The organism is Saccharothrix variisporea, assembly GCF_003634995.1.
Lineage (GTDB): Bacteria > Actinomycetota > Actinomycetes > Mycobacteriales > Pseudonocardiaceae > Actinosynnema > Actinosynnema variisporeum.
Genome location: NZ_RBXR01000001.1, coordinates 760876 through 779412 on the forward strand (window position 1 = coordinate 760876; position 18537 = coordinate 779412).

13 protein-coding genes are annotated in these 18537 nt (G+C 73.0%); 8 read left to right on the forward strand and 5 right to left on the reverse strand.

The genetic code is table 11. The features are described from left to right. Positions 1 to 49: 49 nt before the first annotated feature. A complete protein-coding gene (locus DFJ66_RS03455; protein ID WP_121217846.1) occupies positions 50 to 913 on the forward strand; it encodes an alpha/beta fold hydrolase in 864 nt (287 codons plus the stop codon). Positions 914 to 967: 54 nt separating this feature from the next. Here DFJ66_RS03455 and DFJ66_RS03460 read toward each other — a convergent pair whose 3' ends face one another. The 5 genes from DFJ66_RS03460 to DFJ66_RS42070 form a co-directional block, all read right to left on the reverse strand. Next, positions 968 to 1492: an EF-hand domain-containing protein gene (locus tag DFJ66_RS03460; protein ID WP_121217848.1), complete on the reverse strand. Its 525-nt coding sequence runs from the start codon at positions 1490 to 1492 to the stop codon at positions 968 to 970. 75 nt (positions 1493 to 1567) lie between these two features. After that, the gene (locus DFJ66_RS03465; protein ID WP_121217850.1) at positions 1568 to 2815 is read right to left on the reverse strand and encodes a nucleotide sugar dehydrogenase; all 1248 of its coding nucleotides are present in this window, start codon (positions 2813 to 2815) and stop codon (positions 1568 to 1570) included. 48 nt (positions 2816 to 2863) lie between these two features. Next, the gene (locus DFJ66_RS03470; protein WP_147459158.1) at positions 2864 to 3187 is read right to left on the reverse strand and encodes a hypothetical protein; all 324 of its coding nucleotides are present in this window, start codon (positions 3185 to 3187) and stop codon (positions 2864 to 2866) included. A gap of 316 nt (positions 3188 to 3503) precedes the next feature. Continuing rightward, positions 3504 to 6320, reverse strand: coding sequence for an AMP-binding protein (locus DFJ66_RS03475; RefSeq protein ID WP_147459159.1), 2817 nt, complete (start codon positions 6318 to 6320; stop codon positions 3504 to 3506). After that, a complete protein-coding gene (locus tag DFJ66_RS42070; RefSeq protein WP_147459160.1) occupies positions 6317 to 6973 on the reverse strand; it encodes a hypothetical protein in 657 nt (218 codons plus the stop codon). Before DFJ66_RS42070 ends, DFJ66_RS03475 begins: the two co-directional genes overlap by 4 nt. 251 nt (positions 6974 to 7224) lie before the next feature. Here DFJ66_RS42070 and DFJ66_RS03480 point away from each other — a divergent pair, with 251 nt between their 5' ends. The 7 genes from DFJ66_RS03480 to DFJ66_RS03510 are packed head-to-tail and all read left to right on the forward strand — an operon-like array spanning position 7225 to position 18523. Beyond that, positions 7225 to 10272 (forward strand): non-ribosomal peptide synthetase, encoded by a 3048-nt coding sequence (locus DFJ66_RS03480; RefSeq protein WP_170199112.1) that lies wholly within the window; start codon positions 7225 to 7227, stop codon positions 10270 to 10272. A 13-nt stretch (positions 10273 to 10285) separates the two neighbouring features. Further along, on the forward strand, positions 10286 to 10483 hold the full coding sequence (locus tag DFJ66_RS03485) for an MbtH family protein (RefSeq protein WP_121217858.1): 198 nt from the start codon (positions 10286 to 10288) through the stop codon (positions 10481 to 10483). Between the two features lie 5 nt (positions 10484 to 10488). Further along, on the forward strand, positions 10489 to 11703 hold the full coding sequence (locus DFJ66_RS03490) for an MFS transporter (RefSeq protein ID WP_246030160.1): 1215 nt from the start codon (positions 10489 to 10491) through the stop codon (positions 11701 to 11703). After that, a complete protein-coding gene (locus tag DFJ66_RS03495; RefSeq protein ID WP_121217863.1) occupies positions 11700 to 14453 on the forward strand; it encodes a type I polyketide synthase in 2754 nt (917 codons plus the stop codon). The genes DFJ66_RS03490 and DFJ66_RS03495 overlap by 4 nt, the downstream gene beginning before the upstream one ends. Further along, positions 14450 to 15184, forward strand: coding sequence for a thioesterase II family protein (locus DFJ66_RS03500; RefSeq protein WP_121217865.1), 735 nt, complete (start codon positions 14450 to 14452; stop codon positions 15182 to 15184). The genes DFJ66_RS03495 and DFJ66_RS03500 overlap by 4 nt, the downstream gene beginning before the upstream one ends. Then, positions 15135 to 16835, forward strand: coding sequence for an acyl-CoA dehydrogenase family protein (locus tag DFJ66_RS03505; RefSeq protein WP_121217867.1), 1701 nt, complete (start codon positions 15135 to 15137; stop codon positions 16833 to 16835). Before DFJ66_RS03500 ends, DFJ66_RS03505 begins: the two co-directional genes overlap by 50 nt. Then, positions 16832 to 18523 (forward strand): non-ribosomal peptide synthetase, encoded by a 1692-nt coding sequence (locus tag DFJ66_RS03510; RefSeq protein ID WP_121217869.1) that lies wholly within the window; start codon positions 16832 to 16834, stop codon positions 18521 to 18523. Before DFJ66_RS03505 ends, DFJ66_RS03510 begins: the two co-directional genes overlap by 4 nt. Positions 18524 to 18537 lie beyond the last annotated feature (14 nt).

The following is an 18537-nucleotide window of genomic DNA, read 5'->3' on the forward strand; positions in this document are numbered from 1 at the left end:
CTCAGTCGCCGCTGACCGGGCGCTCAGCGGCCCCCGCCACCGTGGTGACATGCACATCCACGGATTCGAACAGCACCGCGTCCCGGTCGGCGACGGTGTCGAGCTCAACGTCGCGAAGGCCGGCACCGGCACCCCGGTCGTGCTCCTGCACGGCTTCCCCCAGACCCACCTCATGTGGCGGCACGTCGCCGCCGACCTCGCCGCCGACCACACCGTCATCGCCCCCGACCTGCGCGGCTACGGCGACAGCGACAAACCCGCCGACACCGGCCGCACCTACGCCAAGCGCACCATGGCCGCCGACGTGGTCAAGGTCGCCCAAGCCTTCGGGTACGACCGGTTCGCCGTCGTCGGCCACGACCGGGGCGCGCTGGTCGCCGTCCGCACCGGCCTGGACCACCCCGACCGGGTGACCCACCTCGCCGCGTTGGACGTCCTGCCCACCCTGGACATGTGGGACGTCCTGCACGGCACCACCGCCGCCATCGGGTTCCACCTGTTCCTCATGGCCCAACCGCCCGGCCTGCCCGAACGGCTCATCGCGGCCGCCCCGGACGACTTCTTCGGCCACTTCCTCGACGTCTGGACCCAGGACCCCACCGCCATCCCGCCCGACGTCCGCGCCGAGTACCTGCGCGCATCCCGCGCCGCCGTCCCCTCGATCGTCGCCGACTACCGCGCCTCGGCCACGGTGGACGTCGAGGACGACACCGCCGACCGCGACACCACGCTGCGCATGCCGGTCGCCGTCCGCCAGCAGGACTGGGGCGCGTTCCTCGGCTTCGACGCCCGCGCGATCTGGGCGCGGCAGGCCGACGACCTCGACCACGCCACCGTCCAGTGCGGACACTTCATGGCCGAAGAGGACCCCGCGCTCGTCGTGAAGACGATCCGCGACCTGCTCGCCCGGTAGGCACGCCGCGAGCGGGGTCCCGGTCGCGCCCGGGGACCCCGCTCGCGACCGCGCTCAGCCCAGCAGTTCGGCGTCCAGCGTGCCGAAGTGGTACGCCTTCACCGCGTTGACCAGCTCGTCCACCGTCAGCGAACCGTTGCCGTTGGTGTCGACCTGGGAGAACGCCGCCTTCGCCGTCGACGGGTCCACCCCGACCGCGCCCACCCAGCGCGCGAACTCCGAAGGGTTGATCTCGCCGTCGCCGTCGGTGTCGCACACGTTGAGGATGGACTGGATCATCGGCCGCACCACCCGCGCGAACCCGGCGTCACCGCCCTGGAACACCTCCTTCTCGATCACCCGGAGGAACGTCTCCCGGTCCAGGCTCTGCGTTCCGGCCTTCTGCGCCAGGTAATCGAAGGTGCCGACGAACGAGTCGATCACCGCGCGCCCCTGCGGCGAGCTCGGCGTCTCGCCGAAGGCCTTCAGGATCCGGTGCCCCTCGGCCTCCAGGTCCGACCGCTCGATGACGCCGTTGCCGTCGACGTCCCACTTGTCGAACCGCTTCTCCAGGCGCTCGTTCTTGACAGCAGTGGTCATTCCTGCACACTCCTTCTACGCGAGTTGCTTGACAGTGCCGCGCGCGGGGACGTCACCCCCGCGCGCGGCCGGGCACTACAAGCGCTCGACCTCCCCTCCGGGAACACGTCCCGTCACATCGAGCAGGAGCCGTGCGCTCCGGGCCAGCCGGCCCAGGTCGTAGTCGCGGTGCGGGACCAGCAGGACGGTCGCGTCGCACTCGCGCAGAGCGGAGTCCAGGTCGGTCACCGGGGGCCCGAGCCGCGGCACGGGACCCGCGACCGGGTCGTGGTAGGAGATCCGGGCCCCCAACGCGGTCAACTCGTCCGCCACGCGGAGCGCCGCCGACTCCCGCGTGTCGGGCACGTCGGCCTTGTAGGACACGCCCAGCAGCAGCACCCGCGCCCCCGCGACGGGCGTGCCGGCGTCGGCCAGCAGCCGGGCCACCCGCCCGGCCACGTAACCGGGCATCGCGCCGTCCACGTGCCGCGCCGCCTCGACCACCCCCAGCCGCGCCCCCGCGCGGTGGGCCTTGTCCAGCAGGTACCGCGGGTCGACGGGGATGCAGTGGCCGCCGACGCCGGGACCGGGCGTGAACGGGGCGAAGCCGAACGGTTTCGTGGCCGCGCAGTGCAGCACGTCCCACACGTCCACGCCGATCCGGTCGCAGAACACCGCGATCTCGTTGACCAACGCGATGTTGACGTACCGGTAGGTGTTCTCCAGCAGCTTCGCCATCTCGGCCTCACGGGTGCCCCGCGCGACCACGACCGTCTCGACGAACCGGCCGTAGAACGCGGCGCAGTGCTTGGCGCACAACGGGGTGTGCCCGCTGACCACCTTCGGCGTCGTGCGCACGCCGTGGCGCCGGTTGCCCGGGTCGATGCGCTCGGGCGAGTAACCCAGCGGGAAGTCCTCCCCGGCCACCAGGCCGCGGCGCTCCAGGATCGGCCGCACGACCTCGTCGGTGGTGCCGGGGAAGCTGGTGGACTCCAGCACCACCAGGGTGCCGGGGCGCAGGTGGTCGGACACGGTCTCGGCGGCCGACCGGACGGCGGACAGGTCGGGCCCGCCGTCCGGCCCCAACCCCGTGGGCACGCAGATCACGACCGTGTCCGCGCGGGCGATGACCGACGGGTCCGCGGTCGCGGCGAAACCCTTGGCGCGCATGGCCCTCAGCTGCCCGTCCGACACGTCGAGGATGTGCGACCGACCGGTCTGGAGGCCCTCGACCACGGCCGGCGACGTGTCGTAGCCGAGGACCGACAGTCCGGCAGCGCTAGCGGCGGCGGCCAGTGGGAGTCCGACGTACCCGACCCCTACGACGACCAGGTCCACTGACACGTGCGCCCTTTCCACGACGTCGGGATGTGTTGTCGCCACCCACCGGGCTCACGGCACCTTGAAGCTGGCCGCGGCCGGCGGGACGTGGCCGCCGTAGTTCTCCTGCAGGACCCAGATAGGCGGCGTCGGGAACCCGCCACCGCAGTCGGGCACGCCGAAGACCTGGACGTCCTTGTTGGTGCGGTTGATCATGACGTGCGCGCCCTCCGGGATGGCGTAACAGCCGCGCGGGTTGTCGAACACGGCCAGTTCGACGACCTCGGCGGTGTAGACGACGACCTCGCCCACGGCGGCGTGGGCGGCCGGGCTGAGCGGGACGGTGAGCGCTGTGGCACAGAGCGTGCCGAGCAGCGCGGCGGTGAAGCGTTTCATCGGCAGGACCTCCATCTCGGATTGCTGTCCTGATCGGACCTTTCTCGCTGTTCGGACGCTAACAGTCACAATCCGCGAGACGGGGTCACGCAGCGCAACACCACCCGCGCAGGTTGCGGGTGGTGCCGCACATTCATCCAACCGACGACGTAGGGCGTTCGACCTGGTCAGCGGCCTGTGTTCGCACCTGCGGCGGTTCATTAGGTCGAGCGATGCTCACAACTTCGCAGACCGCCTCGTTGCGGAAGAGCCGAACGCACGGCGTGACCACCGGACTGGATGCTTCGGTCTGCACTGAAGCAATAGTGACCAACGATCAGCGGCTGATCGCCTCCAGCACGGCCGCCGACACCGCGGACACCACCTCGGCCGCCACCCGGCCCGCGTCCCGGCTCACCCGCAGCCGCGCGGCACCGCCGGCCGGGGCCACCAGCTCGACCTGCAACTCCGCCAGCGGCGGCGTGGGCTCGTCGTGCCACTCGACGTGGCAGCCCGGCAGGTCCAGCACCGGCTCCGGCGCGTCCTGCACGGCCGCGATCACCTGGTAGCGGGGGTGCCGACCGGTCCGCACGGGACCGTGCAGCCGCGCCACCTCCGCGAACGGCAGGTCCGCGTGGGCCAGCGCCCCCGCGACCGCCTCCGCCGCCGACCGCCCCGGCCCCACCCGCACGCACACCGTGTCGATCAGGCACCCCACCGGCAGCTCCAACGCCTCGGTGGACCGCTGCGTCACCGGCACGCCGATCCCGAAGTCCACCTGCCCGGTGTGCGCGGCGACGGCTCGGGCGACGGCGTCCACCAGCACGGCCAACCGACTCGTCCCCCTCTCCCGCGCGATGCGGTCGACAGCCTCGACCGCGACAGGATGCTCTGTCGCGTAATCCGCTCCTCCGTCGCCCTCGCGCAACACCAGGTCCGGCATGCCGGCCAGCTCCTCGGCCCAGAACGCCCGCTGCGCCGCCACGTCCGCCGCCCGTGCGAGGCCTTCCACGGCCGACGACGTTTCCGCAGGTACGGGGACCTCCAGTCCGAAGTCCGGCGCGGCACCGCGGACCCGAGCCCGGTAGGCCGCGGACAGGTCATCCGCAAGCCGGTGCCGCGACCACCCGTCGAACGCGATGTGGTGCACCGCCACCCCGAACAACCACACCGCACCGGACCGGACCAGCACGGCTCGCCACGGCACGCCCGCCTCCAGGTCCAGCGGTGCGGACAGGCGGGCGTCCAGGGTCGCGCGGTCGCCGGTCAGGCGTTCCAGCTCCACCACCGCATCACCCGGGACGGCCAGCGGCTCGTCGTCGTCGGTGTAGCGGGCGTGCAGGTAACCGTGGCGTTGGTGGACGTCCTGGACCGCCTCCGCGAGCGCCGACACGTCCAAGTCCCCGGTGACCGTCCACACCAGAGGGCAGTGGTTGTAGGGGTCGTCGCCGCCGGCGACCTGGTGCCGCACCAGGAAGGAGTGCTGCATCGGCGTCAACACCGGGCCGCGCCCGCGTGCTTGTTCGACGGGCTCCGACAGCCACTCCGCGAGCCCGGCCGCGGTCGGCGTGGAGCGCAACCGGGACACCGGGACCGACCGCCCGAACCGCGCCCCCAGCCGCGTGCACAACCGGACGGCCGCCAGGGACGTGCCGCCCAGCTCGAAGAACGACCGGTCCCGCTCGGCCGACCCGACCAGGGCGGCGAACTCCCGCGCGACCACGTCCGCCACGGAACCGCCCGTCACCTCGACGGGCCCGGTCTGCGGCAACGACGCCAGCAGGGCCCGCGCGTCCGCCTTCCCGTTGGCGGACAACGGGAAGGCCGGGACCCGCACCACGTGGTCCGGCACCGAGTAGGCGGGCAGGTCGGCCCGCAGTCGAGCCGCCACCACGTCCTGTTCCGCGTCCCCGGCGTAGAACAACGCCAACGCCCGGCACGCACCGGTCTCGTCGGGCACGGGCACGACCACGCACCGCCGCACCCCGACCACCCCGCCGGCCACGTGCTCGATCCCGGCGGGCTCGATCCGGTGCCCCCGCACCTTGACCTGCCGGTCCTGCCGACCGTGGAAGTGGAAGACACCATCGGCGTCCACACTCCCCCGGTCCCCCGTCCGGTACACCCGGACCGAAGACCCGCCCAGCGGCAGCCACGTGAACTTCTCGGCCGTGAGCCCGGGATCGCCCAGGTACTCCAGCGCCAACCCGTCCCCGGCGACGACCAGCTCACCCACCTCGCCGGGCGCGCACTCCCGGCCGTCCTCGGCCACGACGTGCACCGACGTCCGGGTGACCGGCCGGCCGAGCGGGACCTCGCCGTCCAGGTCGGTCACGTCGTGGGTCAGCACGAACACCGCGCTCTCCACCGGCCCGTACCCGTTGACCAGCCGCACCTCCGGCCGCGCCGCCCGGAACCGCCGCGCGTGCCACGCCGACAGCTTCTCCCCGCCGGTGATCACGGTCCGCAGCCCGGCGAAGGCGTCCACGTCCTCCTCCACCACCAGCTGGAACAGGGAGGTGGTCAGGAACAGGGTGTTCACGCCGTGCCGGGACACCAGCTCCCGCAAGGAACCCGGCAGCAACGGCCGGTCCTCGACCAGCACACACGTGCCACCGGTCAGCAGCACACCCCACAGCTCCAACGCGAACGCGTCCCACGGCACCGCGGAGACCTGCGGCATCACGGTGGTGTGGTCGAAGGTCGCGAACGTGCAGTCCTGGAACAGCCGGATGGTGGCCTCGTGCGGCGACACCACCGCCTTCGGCTCGCCGGTGCTGCCGGAGGTGAAGAACACCATCGCCGCGGTCTCGTCGACCAGCGGCGGCGGGTTCTCCCCGCCTCGGGGAACCCACACCTGGCCGGGCAGCAGCTCCTCGATGCGCCGGAACCGTTCCGCCGGCCACGAAGGGTCGAGCGCCGCGTAGGCCGCGCCGCACTTGAGCACCGCCAGCAGGGTCGCCACCAGCTCGGGTGACACCGGCAGCACGACCGGCACGACGTTGCCCTTGCCGACCCCGGCCGCGCTCAGTTCCAGCGCGATCTCGTCGGACATGCGGTCGAGCTCGGCGTAGGTGACCCCGCCGCCGCTGTGCGCCAAGGCGATCGCGTCGGGCCGCTCGGTCGCGCGGGCCCGGAAGACCTCGTGGATCACGCCGTCCTCGCCAACTGCCCCGCGCCGGCCAGGCCGTGCGTGCGGGCGTGCTCGATCAGGGCCATGCGCTTCCAGCCGGTGCGGCGGATCGCGGGTTCCGGGATCTCCAGCTTGCGCACCAGGTAGTCGATGTGGGCGTCCACGGCCCGCGGGCTCATCCGCAGCCGGGCCGCGATGTCGGCCGAGGTCGGCGCGACCGGCCCGCGCCGCTCGCACAACGCCGCGAGCACCGCCGAGTAGCGGGCGTCCGGGTCCAGCAGCGGGACCTCCGGTCGGATCGCCGGGCACCTCCGCACCACCGGCGGCTCGACCTCGGTCACGGCGGCGAACACGGTCACCGACACGCGGCCGGGTCGGCGTGCGGGCGTCACGATCGCCATGTCGAACCCGAACGGCACCCGCTCCCCCGGCCGCACGGCGGTCGCCTCGCCGGGGTGGTCCACGTCGGCGACGAACAACGGTTCGGTGTCGGACAGGTTGGTGATCCACCAGACGCCGCCCTCGGCCGCGATCGCGCCCCGGAAGTCGGGCTCGCCGTCGATCGGCAGGTCCCACGCGCACTCGCCGCACGCACAGGTGCCGAACGTCCGCGTGCCACCGCCGGGCACCTCGACCCACCGCGGGCTGCGGCCCCGTTCGACCGGCCCCTGCACGGTTACTCCACTCACAGGTCTCCCCCAAAGAAGTCACCTGATAGGCCGATGGACAACCACCGGCGATTTCAGCCGGTCAACCATCGCGCCGCCGCGCGAATACCGGTATGGGCAGAACTACCCACGGATGCCCTCGCGCGTTAGCAGAACCGCCGCCGCCGGGCAAGCGGCGTGCTCCGGGTCCGCCCGGATTACCCGATCGGGCGCAGGCCCGCAGTCTTGGCCGCAGTCATCGCGGAAGGACCCATCGAGTGAGCGCGCAACCCCGGACCACGACGCCGCTGTCGGCCGCCCAACGCGGGCTGTGGCTGGTGGACGAACTCCACCCCGGCAGCCCCCTCTACAACGTCTTCTGCTCGGTCCACCTGACCGGGCCCCTGGACCTGGCCGCCCTGCGGCACGCCTTCACCCGGGTCGTCGCCCGGCACGAGGCCCTGCGCACGACGTTCCCCGTCGTCGACGGGTCGCCCGTCGCCCGGGTGTCCCCGGCTGCGGAGGTTGAGCTGCCTGTGGTTTCCCTCGGCTTCGCCGACGCCTGCCGGTACGTGGACGAGTGGGCCGAGCGCCCGTTCGACCTGGCCCGCGGGCCGCTGTTCCGCGCGGTGGTCGTGCGGATCGGGCCCGAGGAGCACCTGCTGGGCGTGGCCACCCACCACATCGTGTCCGACGGGCAGTCCCTGCACGTGCTGTTCGACGAGCTGGCCGATCTGTACGCCGGGATCGAGCCCGCGCCGGTGCCCACGCTCTCGTGGGAGCGCGAGCAGGACCTGGAGTGGTGGCGCGAGTACCTGGCGGGCGCGCCGGACGTGCTGACGCTGCCGTCCGACCGGCCCCGACCCGCCGTGCGCGGCACCGCCGGCGCGACCCACGTCTTCTCGGTGCCGGACGTCGTCGCGGCGGCCGCACGCCACCGCGCCAGCCCGTTCATGCTGCTCATGACCGCGTACGCGGCGTTGCTGGGCCGGTTGACCGGTGCCCCGGAGGTGCTGCTGGGCACGCCGGTCGCGGACCGGGCACTGCCCGACGCCGACCGGCTGATCGGGATGTTCGTGGACACCGTGCCGGTGCGGGTCGACCTGTCCGGCGACCCGACGTTCGGCGAGCTGCTGGGCCGGGTGCGGGCGTCCGTGCTGGACGCGGTGACCCACCAGGGCGTGCCGTTCGACCGCTTGGTGGACCTGGTCCGCGCCGACCGCTCCCCCAGCCACACCCCGCTGGTCCAGACGATCTTCAGCGCCGACCCCGCTCCCCTGGCGCAGCCGAGGTTCCGCGGCCTGGTCGCTTCCCTGCGCACGCCGCTGCCCACGACGGCGAAGTTCGACCTGGACCTGACCGTGCAGGGCACGCCGAAGGGCTTGATCGGCGTGCTCACCTACAGCACCGAGCTGTTCGACGCCCCCACCGCGCACCGGCTCGGCGAGCAGTTCACCCGACTGCTCACGGCGGGGGTCGCCGCACCCGACACCCCGGTCCGGCGACTCCCGCTGCTGTCGGAGCTCGAGTCGACGCGGATTTTGGGCGAGTGGCACGAAACCTCGCCTGCGCGCTCCGGTGATCTGCCGGTGCACGAGCTGTTCCGCCGCTCGGCCGCAGTGCATCCGCTTCGGCCGGCCTTGGAGGGCGAGGGTGTCGTCCTGACCTACGCCGAGTTGGACGCCCGCTCCGACGCTCTGGCCGCCGCGCTGGACGTGCAGCCGGACGAGGTCGTGGGTGTGCTGATGCCGCGCGGGATCGACCTGATCACGAGCCTGCTCGCGGTTCTGAAGTCCGGCGCGGCCTACCTACCGCTGAGCCCCACTCACCCACCGGCCTACTTGCAGCGGGTGATCGAGGCAGCGGGAGTGTCCGCTGTGGTCTCTGCGGACGACCTGGCTCACCGCCTGCCCAGCGATGTCGTGGTGGTGCCGCCGGCGTTGTCACCCTCGGTTGGCCTCCGGCCCCCGTCTCCATTGTCCCACAGGGGTACGACAAATCCGGACAACTTGGCGTACGTGCTCTTCACGTCCGGGTCGACCGGGGAGCCCAAGGGGGTCGCCGTCAACCACCGGGCGCTCGCGAACATGGCGCTGTCGATGGCCGACTACTACGGCCACACCGCCGACGAGCGCGTGCTCCAGTTCGCCAACGCGGGCTTCGACATCACGGCCGAGGAGCTCTACCCGACCTGGACCGCCGGTGGGTGCGTCGTCCTCGCGCCCGACCCCGCGCCCAGCCCCGAGAACCTCACCGACCTCATGCGGGAGCACCGGATCACCTTCACGATCCTCACCTCCAGCAACTGGCGGCAGTGGGCGCACCGCGCCTGGGCCGACGGCCGCGACCCCGCGCCGACGCTCCGCATGGTCTCCATCGGCGCGGAACCGGTGGACCCGGACACCCTCCGGCGCTGGCAGGACGAAGTCGGTGTGCCGCTGGTCAACTGCTACGGCCTCACCGAGACCACCGTCAACGCCACCGCGACCCCGCTGGACGACCGCACGGTCACCATCGGCCGTCCCCTGCCCGGCGTCACCGCCTACGTGCTGGACGGGAACCTGGAACCCGTGCCGGTCGGCGTCCCCGGCCAGCTCTACCTCGGCGGTGACTGCCTGGCGCGCGGCTACCTCGGCCGCCCGGACCTCACCGCCGATCGGTTCGTGCCACACCCGTTCGTGCCCGGCGCGCGCCTGCACCGCAGTGGTGACCGCGCCCGGTGGCGGGCGGACGGGCAACTGGAAGTGCTGGGGCGCCTGGACAAGCAGCTCAAGGTGCGCGGTTACCGGATCGAGCCCGGTCACGTCGAGGCGGCGCTGTCGGCGCACCCGGACATCACCGACGCCGTCGTGGTGGCGCGGGACGAGCGGCTGGTCGCCTACGTCGTTCCGGAGGTCCCGGACGACCTGCGCGGCCACTTGAACGCGCGGCTGCCGGTGCACCTGGTGCCCGGGGCGTTCGTCCCGATGAAGTCGATCCCGTTGAACGCCAACGGCAAGGTGGACGAGAAGGCGCTGCCCGCGCCCACGTTCAGCGCGCCGACGTCGGCACAGGCGAGCACCGACCTGGAGCGCGACCTGGCCGCCGTGTGGCAGGACGCCCTGGAGCTGGACCGGGTCGGCGTGCACGACAACTTCTTCGAGCTGGGCGGCAGTTCGCTCACGCTCGCCCGGGTCCACCGCCGCCTGCGCGACCTGCTGGGACGCGCGCTGCCGATGGTGACCCTCTACGAGTACCCGACGATCGCCTCGCTGGCCCGGCACCTGTCCGGCGGCGAGGACCCGACCACCCGGCGCCCCCGCGCGCGCCGGCCGCGCCGACGCTGAAGGAAACCCGGACATGTTCGAGGACAACGACGACCGCCACTACACGGTCGTGCGCAACGACGAAGAGCAGTACTCGCTGTGGCCCACCGACCGGGCGCTGCCGCCGGGCTGGGTGTCCGCCGGCGTGACGGGCACGAAGTCCGCGTGCCTGGACCACATCCGGACCGTGTGGACCGACATGCGCCCCAAGAGCCTGCGGGAGTTCCGGTGACCGTGATGCGCCTGCTCGGGTTCCGCAACCTGTTCTTCGCGCAGACCCTGAGCCTGCTGGGCACGCAGATCACGCTGCTCGCCCTGCCGCTGGCGGCACTCCTGCTGCTGGACGCGTCGGCCGCGCAGGTCAGCCTGCTGGCCGCCGCCGAGTACGCGCCCATCCTGCTGTTCGGCCTGCCCGCCGGGGCCTGGGTCGAGCGCATGAGGAAGCGGCCCGTGCTGCTCGTCTCCGACGCTGCCCGGGCGATCGCGCTCGGCGCGGTGCCGGTGGCCTACCTGCTGGACGCGCTGACCTTGCCGCTGCTGTTCGCCGTGGCGTTCGTGGTCGGCCTGGGCACCCTGTTCTTCGACGTGGCCCAGATGTCCTACCTGCCCGTCCTGCTCTCCGAAGACCAACTCGCGGACGGCAACGCCAAGCTGGAGGGCTCCCGGTCGTTCGCGCAGCTGGCCGGGCCGAGCGCCGGTGGCGCGCTGGTGCAGCTGGTCACCGCGCCGGTGGCGATCCTGGTGGACGCCCTGAGCTACGTCGGCTCGTTCTTCCTGCTGCTGTTCGTCAAGGGCCGCGACACCGCGACCCCGGAGGCCGAGCGGCAGGGCCTGGGCCGGGAGATCGGCGAGGGCGTCCGGTTCGTGCTCGGGCACCCCGTGCTGCGGCCGTTGGCGCTGGCCGACGCCGCCGCCAACTTCGCCTTCGCCGCCGTCCTCGCGTTGCAGGTGGTGTTCGCGGCCGACGACCTGCACCTGGGCGCCACCGCGATCGGTGTCGTACTGGCCGTGGGCAACGCCGGCGGCCTGGTCGGGGCCGTGCTCAGCGGCAAGCTCAGCGAACGCCTGCCGGCCGGCCCGCTGCTGATCGGTTCGATCGTCCTGTTCACCGTGGGCGCGGCGCTGCTGCCGCTCGCGTGGGACGCCTGGACGTTCGGGCTCGGGTTGTTCGTCGTCTACCTCGGGGTCGTCGTCTACAACGTCGTCTCCGTGACCATGCGCCAGCTGGCCACGCCGGAACGGCTCCTCGGCCGCATGAACGCGACCCTGCGGTTCATCGAGTGGGGCACGCTCCCGCTCGGCGCCGTGATCGGCGGCCTGCTGGTCGCGCCCCTGGGCATCCGCACCGTGCTGTGGCTCGCCGCCGGCGTGTGCGCGCTGTCCGTCCTGCCGCCCCTGCTCTCGCCGGTGCGGTCCCTGAAGAACCACGACCTCCAGGAGGTGCCCGCATGAACGAGGAAAGCCCCCACTTGGCCGTCATCGGCATGGCGGGCCGGTTCCCCGGCGCGCCCGACCTCGCCGGGTTCTGGGCGAACCTGGCCGCCGGTGCCGAGTCCGCCGAGCGCACACCGGCCGGCGGTGACCGGTTCGACGCCGGCTTCTTCGGCTACGCGCCCAGCGAAGCCCAGTTGCTGGACCCGCAGCACCGCGTGTTCCTGGAGGTCGCCTGGGAGGCGCTGGAGCACGCCGGGTGCGACCCGACCCGGTTCGACGGCGCCATCGGCGTGTACGGCGGCAGCGGCGACACCGGGTACTCCGAGGTGCTGCGGCAGCACCGGCACCGGTTCCCCAACACCTCCGAGCTCCAGTTCCGGATGGCCGGCGGCGTGGACTTCCTGACCAGCCGCGTGTCCTACAAGTTCGGCCTCACCGGGCCGGCGGTGACCGTCCAGACCGCGTGCTCGACCTCGCTGGTGGCCATCCACACCGCCGCGCAGGCGTTGCTGGCGGGCGAGTGCGACCTGGCGTTGGCCGGAGGCATCACGCTGCACGTGCCGTTCCCGGTCGAGGAGCCCGAGTCCGGGATCATCGCGCCGGACGGGCACTGCCGGGCGTTCGACGCGTCCGCGCAGGGCACTGTGGCCTCGGACGGCGCGGGCGTGGTGGCGTTGAAACGTCTCGATGACGCCCTCGCCGACCGCGACCGCATCCACGCCGTGATCCTGGCGTCGGCGGTCAACAACGACGGCGCGGGCAAGGTCGGCTTCACCGCGCCCAGCGTGGACGGGCAGGCCGCCGCCGTCCGGGCCGCGCTGGAGCTGGCCGACGTCGACCCCGCGACCATCGGGTACGTCGAGGCGCACGGCACCGGGACGCCCGTGGGCGACCCGATCGAGGTGCGGGCGCTGGCCAAGGCGTTCGCGGTGGACGAGACCGGGTTCTGCCTGCTCGGGTCGGTGAAGACCAACATCGGCCACACCGACGCGGCGGCCGGGGTGATCGGGTTCATCAAGGCCGTGCTGGCGCTGGACCACGAGCTGGTGCCCGGCACCGTGCACTTCCGCTCCCCCAACCCGATGCTGGAGCTCTCCTCGACGCCGTTCCGGGTGAGCGCGGACGCGGTGGCGTGGCCGCGGTCCGCTCAGCCGCGCCGGGCGGGCGTCAACTCGCTCGGGATCGGCGGCACCAACGCGCACGTGGTGCTGGAGGAAGCGCCGGCGCGGGACCGCACGCCCGAGGTCGGGCACCAACTGCTGCCGGTGTCCGCGCGCAGTGCCGACGCGGTCGCCCAGGCCGGTGCCCGGCTCGCCGCGCACGTCTCCGGCGAGTCGCTGCCGGAGGTGGCGTGGACGTTGCAGACCGGGCGGAAGTCGTTCTCCCACCGCGGTTTCGTGGTCGCGGAGGACGCGGCCGACGCGGCCGAGCAGCTCCGGCGGCTGGGGAGCAAGCCGGTGCCGGAGCGGGTGCCCGGGGTGGCGTTCCTGTTCCCCGGCCAGGGCGGGCAGCACGTCGGCATGGGGCGTGAGCTGTACCGGCGGGAGGCGGTGTTCCGCGCCGAGTTCGACCGGTGCGCGGACCTGGTGCTGCCCGGGATCGACCTGCGGGACGTGGTGTTCCGGGGCGACGCCGAGCGCCTGGCCACGATGAGCGTCGGCCAGCCGGCCGTGTTCGCCGTGGAGTACGCGCTGGCCAAGCTGTGGATGTCGTGGGGCGTCCGGCCCGCCGCTGTGGTCGGGCACAGCCTGGGCGCGTACGCGGCGGCGGCGATCGCGGGCGTGCTGTCCGTGGAGGACGCGCTGAGCCTGGTGGTGGAGCGCGGTCGGCTGATGGACTCGATCCCGACGGGCGGGATGCTCGCCGTGCCGCTGCCCGAAGCCGAGGTGCTGCCGCTGCTGGGCGGGCTGTCGCTGGCGGCGGTGAACGGACCCGCGCAGTGCGTGGTCGCCGGACCGCTGTCCGAGGTGGACGACCTGCGGGTGCGGCTCGCGGGAGCGGGCGTGGACGGCCGGCTGCTGCGGATCAGCACCGCCGCGCACTCCACGCTGGTCGAGCCGGTGCTGTCGGGCTTCGAGAAGAAGGTCGCCGGGGTCACCCCGCACCCGCCGGTCATCCCGTGGATGTCCGACCGGACCGGCCGGTTCGTCACCGCCGACGAGGCCACCGACCCGGCGTTCTGGAGCGCGCACTTCCGGGAGACCGTCCGGTTCGCCGACGCCCTGGCCGCGCTGCCCGCGGACCTCGCGCTGGTCGAGGTCGGCCCCGGGCGGACGCTGTCGGGCCTGGCGCGGCAGCAGTCCACGCCCGAGCGGGTCGTGGTGGCCAGCATGCCGCACCCCGCCGAGGACGTGCCCGGCCCGGCCGTGCTGCTGCACGCGGTGGGCGCGCTGTGGCAGGCGGGCGTGGAGGTCGACTGGGCGGCGCTGCACCCCGAGCAGCCGTACAAGACCGCACTGCCCACGTACCCGTTCGAGCGCAAGTTGTTCCGCTTGGACGCCGACGAAGAGCCCGAGGTCGAGACGGAGGCCGCCCAGGTGGTGCTCAGCGAGACCGAGCGGGTGCTGGCCGCAGCGTTCGGCGCGATCCTCGGGCTGCGGCACGTGGACGCGGACGACAACTTCGTCGCGCTGGGCGGCGACTCGATGCTCGCCACCCGGGTCGTCGGGATGGTGCGCGCCGACCTGGGCGTGGAGCTGGGGGTGCGGGACCTGTTCCGCGCGCCGACCGTCGCCGGCCTGGCCAAGCTGATCGAGGACCGGCGATGAACCCGTGGCTGCTGTGCCGCCGCAAGCGCCCCGACGCGCGGCTGCGCCTGTACTGCTTCCCGCACAGCGGCGGGTCGGCGGGCGAGTTCCTGCGGTGGGCCGACGACCTGCCCGACATCGAGGTGTGGGGCGTGCAACTGCCCGGCCGGGGCACCCGCCTGGACGAGCCGTCGCACACCTCGATGACCGACCTGGTGCGCGCGATCGTGGCCCAGGTGGACTTCACCGGGCCGTGCGCGTTCTTCGGGCACAGCCTGGGCGCGCTGGTCGCCTACGAGGTCGCGGTGGCGTTGCGCGACCTCGGGCGGCCGGGCCCGGAACGGCTGCTGGTGTCCGCCCACGAGGCACCGCACCGGCACGTGGGCGACGACACCGCCCACCGGCTCGACCAGGCCGGGCTCATCGCCGCCGTCGAGGAGCAGTTCGGGCCGCTGCCCGCCGAGGTCCGCGACGACCCCGAGTGGCAGGACATGGTCCTGGGCCCGCTGCGCGCGGACCTGTCCGTCGTCGCCGGCTACCGCCATCACCACACCACTCCCCTGGACTGCGCGATCACCGCGCTGGGCGGGTCCGACGACACCGTCGCCGAGCCCGACCTGGCCGGCTGGGACCGGTACACCACCGGCGCGTTCGCACTGCACCTGTTCGCAGGGGGCCACTTCTACTTCCGGGAGCACCACGATGACGTCCTCCGTCGCCTCGCCGCCGACCTTGCGGGCCTTCTTCGATGACCTGTTCCTGGGTCGGGTGCGCTGGGACCTCCTGCGCCCCTTCCCGACCCAGGACCCCGCCGACCGGGCGGCCGGCGACCAGGCCGTCGCCGCCGCCACGGCGCTCGTGCGGGCACACGTCGACCCCGAACTGCTGGACCGCACCGGGGTCCTGCCGGCCGGGTTGACCGACGCGTTGCAGGACGCCGGTTTCTACAAGCTGCTGATGGGTCCGGAGCTGGGCGGACTGGCGTTGTCGCCGTACAACGCGATGCGGGTGGTCGAGGCCGTGGCCAGTTGGTCGCCGGCGGTGGCGTGGTCGCTGGCCATCGGCAACGGGTTCGGCTCCGGCTCCTACCTGCCGATCGTCGAGGACGGGCCGCTGCGCTCGCTGATCGAGCGGCACGTGCGGGCCGGGATCGTGTCCGGCAGCGCCGACACCGAGGCCAACGGGGCCGCCAACCACCGCCGGCACACCACCGCCGTGCCCCACGGGGACGAGTACGTCGTCAACGGCGAGAAGGTGTTCATCGGCAACGGCCCGCTGGCACGGCTGCTCGACGTGGCCTGCACGGTCGAGGTGGACGGGGTCCGGCAGATCCGGTACTTCTTCGTGGAGACCGACTCCCCCGGCTTCGAGGTCGTGACCACGCAGGAGTTCCTCGGGCTCAAGGGCGCGTCGATCGGCGTGCTGCGGTTCACGGACGTGCGGGTACCGGCAGAGAACATGCTGCCCGCGTCGGCCGACGAAGCCCGGTACGCGCCCGAGATCGCCCGCCTGGCGACCCTGGCGCGGACGCTCATCATCGCCTCGCCGTCGCTGGCCATCGCCAAGCTGTGCCTGGGGTGGCAGCGGAACTTCGTCACCCGGCGGGTCATGGACGACCGGCCGTTGGCGTCCTACGAGGAGATCCAGCGGCGGGTCGCCGAGACCGCGGCGGACGTGTTCCTGGTGGAGAGCGTGGTGGCGTGGGGGCTGCTGGGGCAGGACCGCGCCGACACCGGGCCGGACCTGACCGCCGCCAAGAACCTGACCTCGCTGGCGTGCTGGCGGGCGGTCGACCGGACCGTGGGGCTGCTCGGCGGCGAGGGCATCGAGACCGCGCGCAGCAAGGCCCGGCGCGGTGCGCCCGCGTTGCCGGTGGAGCGGTTCGTCCGGGACGCGCGCGGGCTGCGAGTGGCCGGCGGCGTGGACTTCCTGCTGGACTACTGGTCCGCCGAGGGCGGCCTGGAGGCCTGGTACTCGGGGGCTCCGGGTTCCTTCGAGTCCACTGTGGACGACCTTGCGCTGCCGCCGCGGTGCCGTGAGCACTTCCGGTTCCTGGTCGACGAGGCCGCGCGGCTCGGGGACGTGTGCGCTCGTCTGACCGGGTCTTACGGGCGAGAGGAGCTCATGGCCCGGCAGCGGACCGTGATCACGCTGGGCGGGATCGCGCGTGAGCTGTTGGGCATGGCCGTGGTGCTGGCCCGTGCGGGTTCCGACGAGACCGCGTTGTTGGCCGACATCGCCTGTGCGTCCGCGCGGGTCCGCCTGGCGGGGCTGTGGGCGCAGCTCGACGCTTCCGATCCCGACTTCGCGGGTGTCGCCGACGAGTTGTTGCACGGCACCGCGTTCGACTTCCTGACCACCGACGTCATCACCGACATCCCTTCCGTCGAGGACCAGAAATGACCGTGCACACCCTGGTCGCCGCAGCGGCGACCGCCCACCCCTCTCGTATCGCCGTCGTGTCGTCCGAGCGGTCGCTGACCTACGGCGAACTGGACGCCCGTGCCAACGGATTGGCCGCCCGGCTCGTCGCGTCCGGCGTGCGGCCGGGCGACCCGGTCGGCGTGTTCCTGCACCGGTCGGCGGAGTTCGTGCTGGCGGCGCTGGCAGTGCTGAAGGCGGGCGGCCACTACGTGCCGCTCGACCCGGAGTACCCGGCGGCCCGGCTGGAGTACATGCTCGGCGCCGTGTCCTCGCCGGTCGTGGTCACGGTCGGTTCGCTGGCCGGGCGGGTGCCCGGACCGGTGGTGTTGCTGGACGAGCTGCCCGAGCCCGCCGATCCGGTGGACGTTGCCGTGCACCCCGATGACCTCGCCTACGTCATGTTCACGTCCGGCTCGACCGGCAAGCCCAAGGGGGTCGCGGTCACGCACCGGGGGATCGTGCGGCTGGTGCGCGAGCCCGGGTGCGTGTCGCTGGACGGCGAGACCATGCTGCACCTGTCCTCGCCGTCCTTCGACGCGGCCACCTTCGACATCTGGGGTGCGCTGGCCAACGGTGGCCGGCTCGTCGTCGCACCCGCCGGCAAGGCGTCGGTGGCCGAGATCGGCGAGTGGGTGCGGTCGCACGGCGTGACCACGGCGTTCTTCCCGACCGGGCTGTTCCACCTGGTCGTGGACGAGGGTGTGGCGGCGCTGGAGGGGTTGCGGCAGGTCGTGGTCGGCGGGGACGTGCTGTCCGCCGCGCACGCCCGCCGGTTCCTGGCCGCGATGCCGGGGTGCCGGCTGGTCAACGGGTACGGGCCGACCGAGGTCACGACGTTCACCACCTTCCACGACGTGCGGCCGGTGGACGGGCCGGTGCCGATCGGCACGCCGTTGAACCGGACGTACGTGCGGGTGCTGGACGACGACCTCCAGCCGGCCGTCGAGGGCCAGCTGTTCGCGGGCGGTGACGGCGTGGCGCGCGGGTACGTCGGCGACCCGGCGCTGACCGCGCAGCGGTTCGTGCCCGACCCGTGGGTGCCCGGCGGCCGTCTCTACGCGACCGGCGACCTGGTTCGCGAAACGCCCGACGGGCTGGAGTTCCTGGGGCGCATCGACGGGCAGGTCAAGAAGCGCGGCTACCGGGTCGAGCCCGGCGAGGTCGAGGCGGCGCTGCGGGACGACCCCGCCGTGCGGGACGCCGTCGTGGTGGCCACCGGGGACCGGGCCGACACCCGGCGGCTGGAGGCGTTCCTGGTGCTGTCCGGGCCGTTGGCGGAGGTGCGGGAGCGGATGGCGGAGGTGCTGCCGGAGTACCTGGTGCCCGACGTGTGGGTGGAGCTGCCGGTCCTGCCGCTCACGCCCAACGGCAAGGTGGACCGGGCGGCCCTGGTGTCCCAGCCGCGCGGCTCGTCGTCCGTCGAACCCCCGTCGACCGAGGAACCGCCGTTGACCGAGACCGAGACGGTGATCGCCGAGATCTGGCGGGAGGTCCTGGACGTGGAGTCCGTGGGGCGGCACGACGACTTCTTCGCGCTGGGGGGCCACTCGTTGATCGCCAACCGGATCGTGTCCCGGATGCGTCGGACGCTGGGGGTGGACGTTCGCCTGGTCGCGGTGTTCGACCACCCGACCGTGGCCGGGTTGGCCGAACACGTCTCCCGCTGACCCCCTCCGGCGGG

Bases quoted from the DNA above. Each gene is read 5' to 3' on its own strand.
- DFJ66_RS03455 (WP_121217846.1), top strand. From the start codon at position 50: ATGCACATCCACGGATTCGAACAGCACCGCGTCCCGGTCGGCGACGGT.
- DFJ66_RS03460 (WP_121217848.1), bottom strand. From the start codon at position 1,492: ATGACCACTGCTGTCAAGAACGAGCGCCTGGAGAAGCGGTTCGACAAG.
- DFJ66_RS03470 (WP_147459158.1), bottom strand. From the start codon at position 3,187: ATGAAACGCTTCACCGCCGCGCTGCTCGGCACGCTCTGTGCCACAGCG.
- DFJ66_RS03485 (WP_121217858.1), top strand. From the start codon at position 10,286: ATGTTCGAGGACAACGACGACCGCCACTACACGGTCGTGCGCAACGAC.
- DFJ66_RS03490 (WP_246030160.1), top strand. From the start codon at position 10,489: ATGCGCCTGCTCGGGTTCCGCAACCTGTTCTTCGCGCAGACCCTGAGC.
- DFJ66_RS03495 (WP_121217863.1), top strand. From the start codon at position 11,700: ATGAACGAGGAAAGCCCCCACTTGGCCGTCATCGGCATGGCGGGCCGG.
- DFJ66_RS03500 (WP_121217865.1), top strand. From the start codon at position 14,450: ATGAACCCGTGGCTGCTGTGCCGCCGCAAGCGCCCCGACGCGCGGCTG.
- DFJ66_RS03505 (WP_121217867.1), top strand. From the start codon at position 15,135: ATGACGTCCTCCGTCGCCTCGCCGCCGACCTTGCGGGCCTTCTTCGAT.
- DFJ66_RS03510 (WP_121217869.1), top strand. From the start codon at position 16,832: ATGACCGTGCACACCCTGGTCGCCGCAGCGGCGACCGCCCACCCCTCT.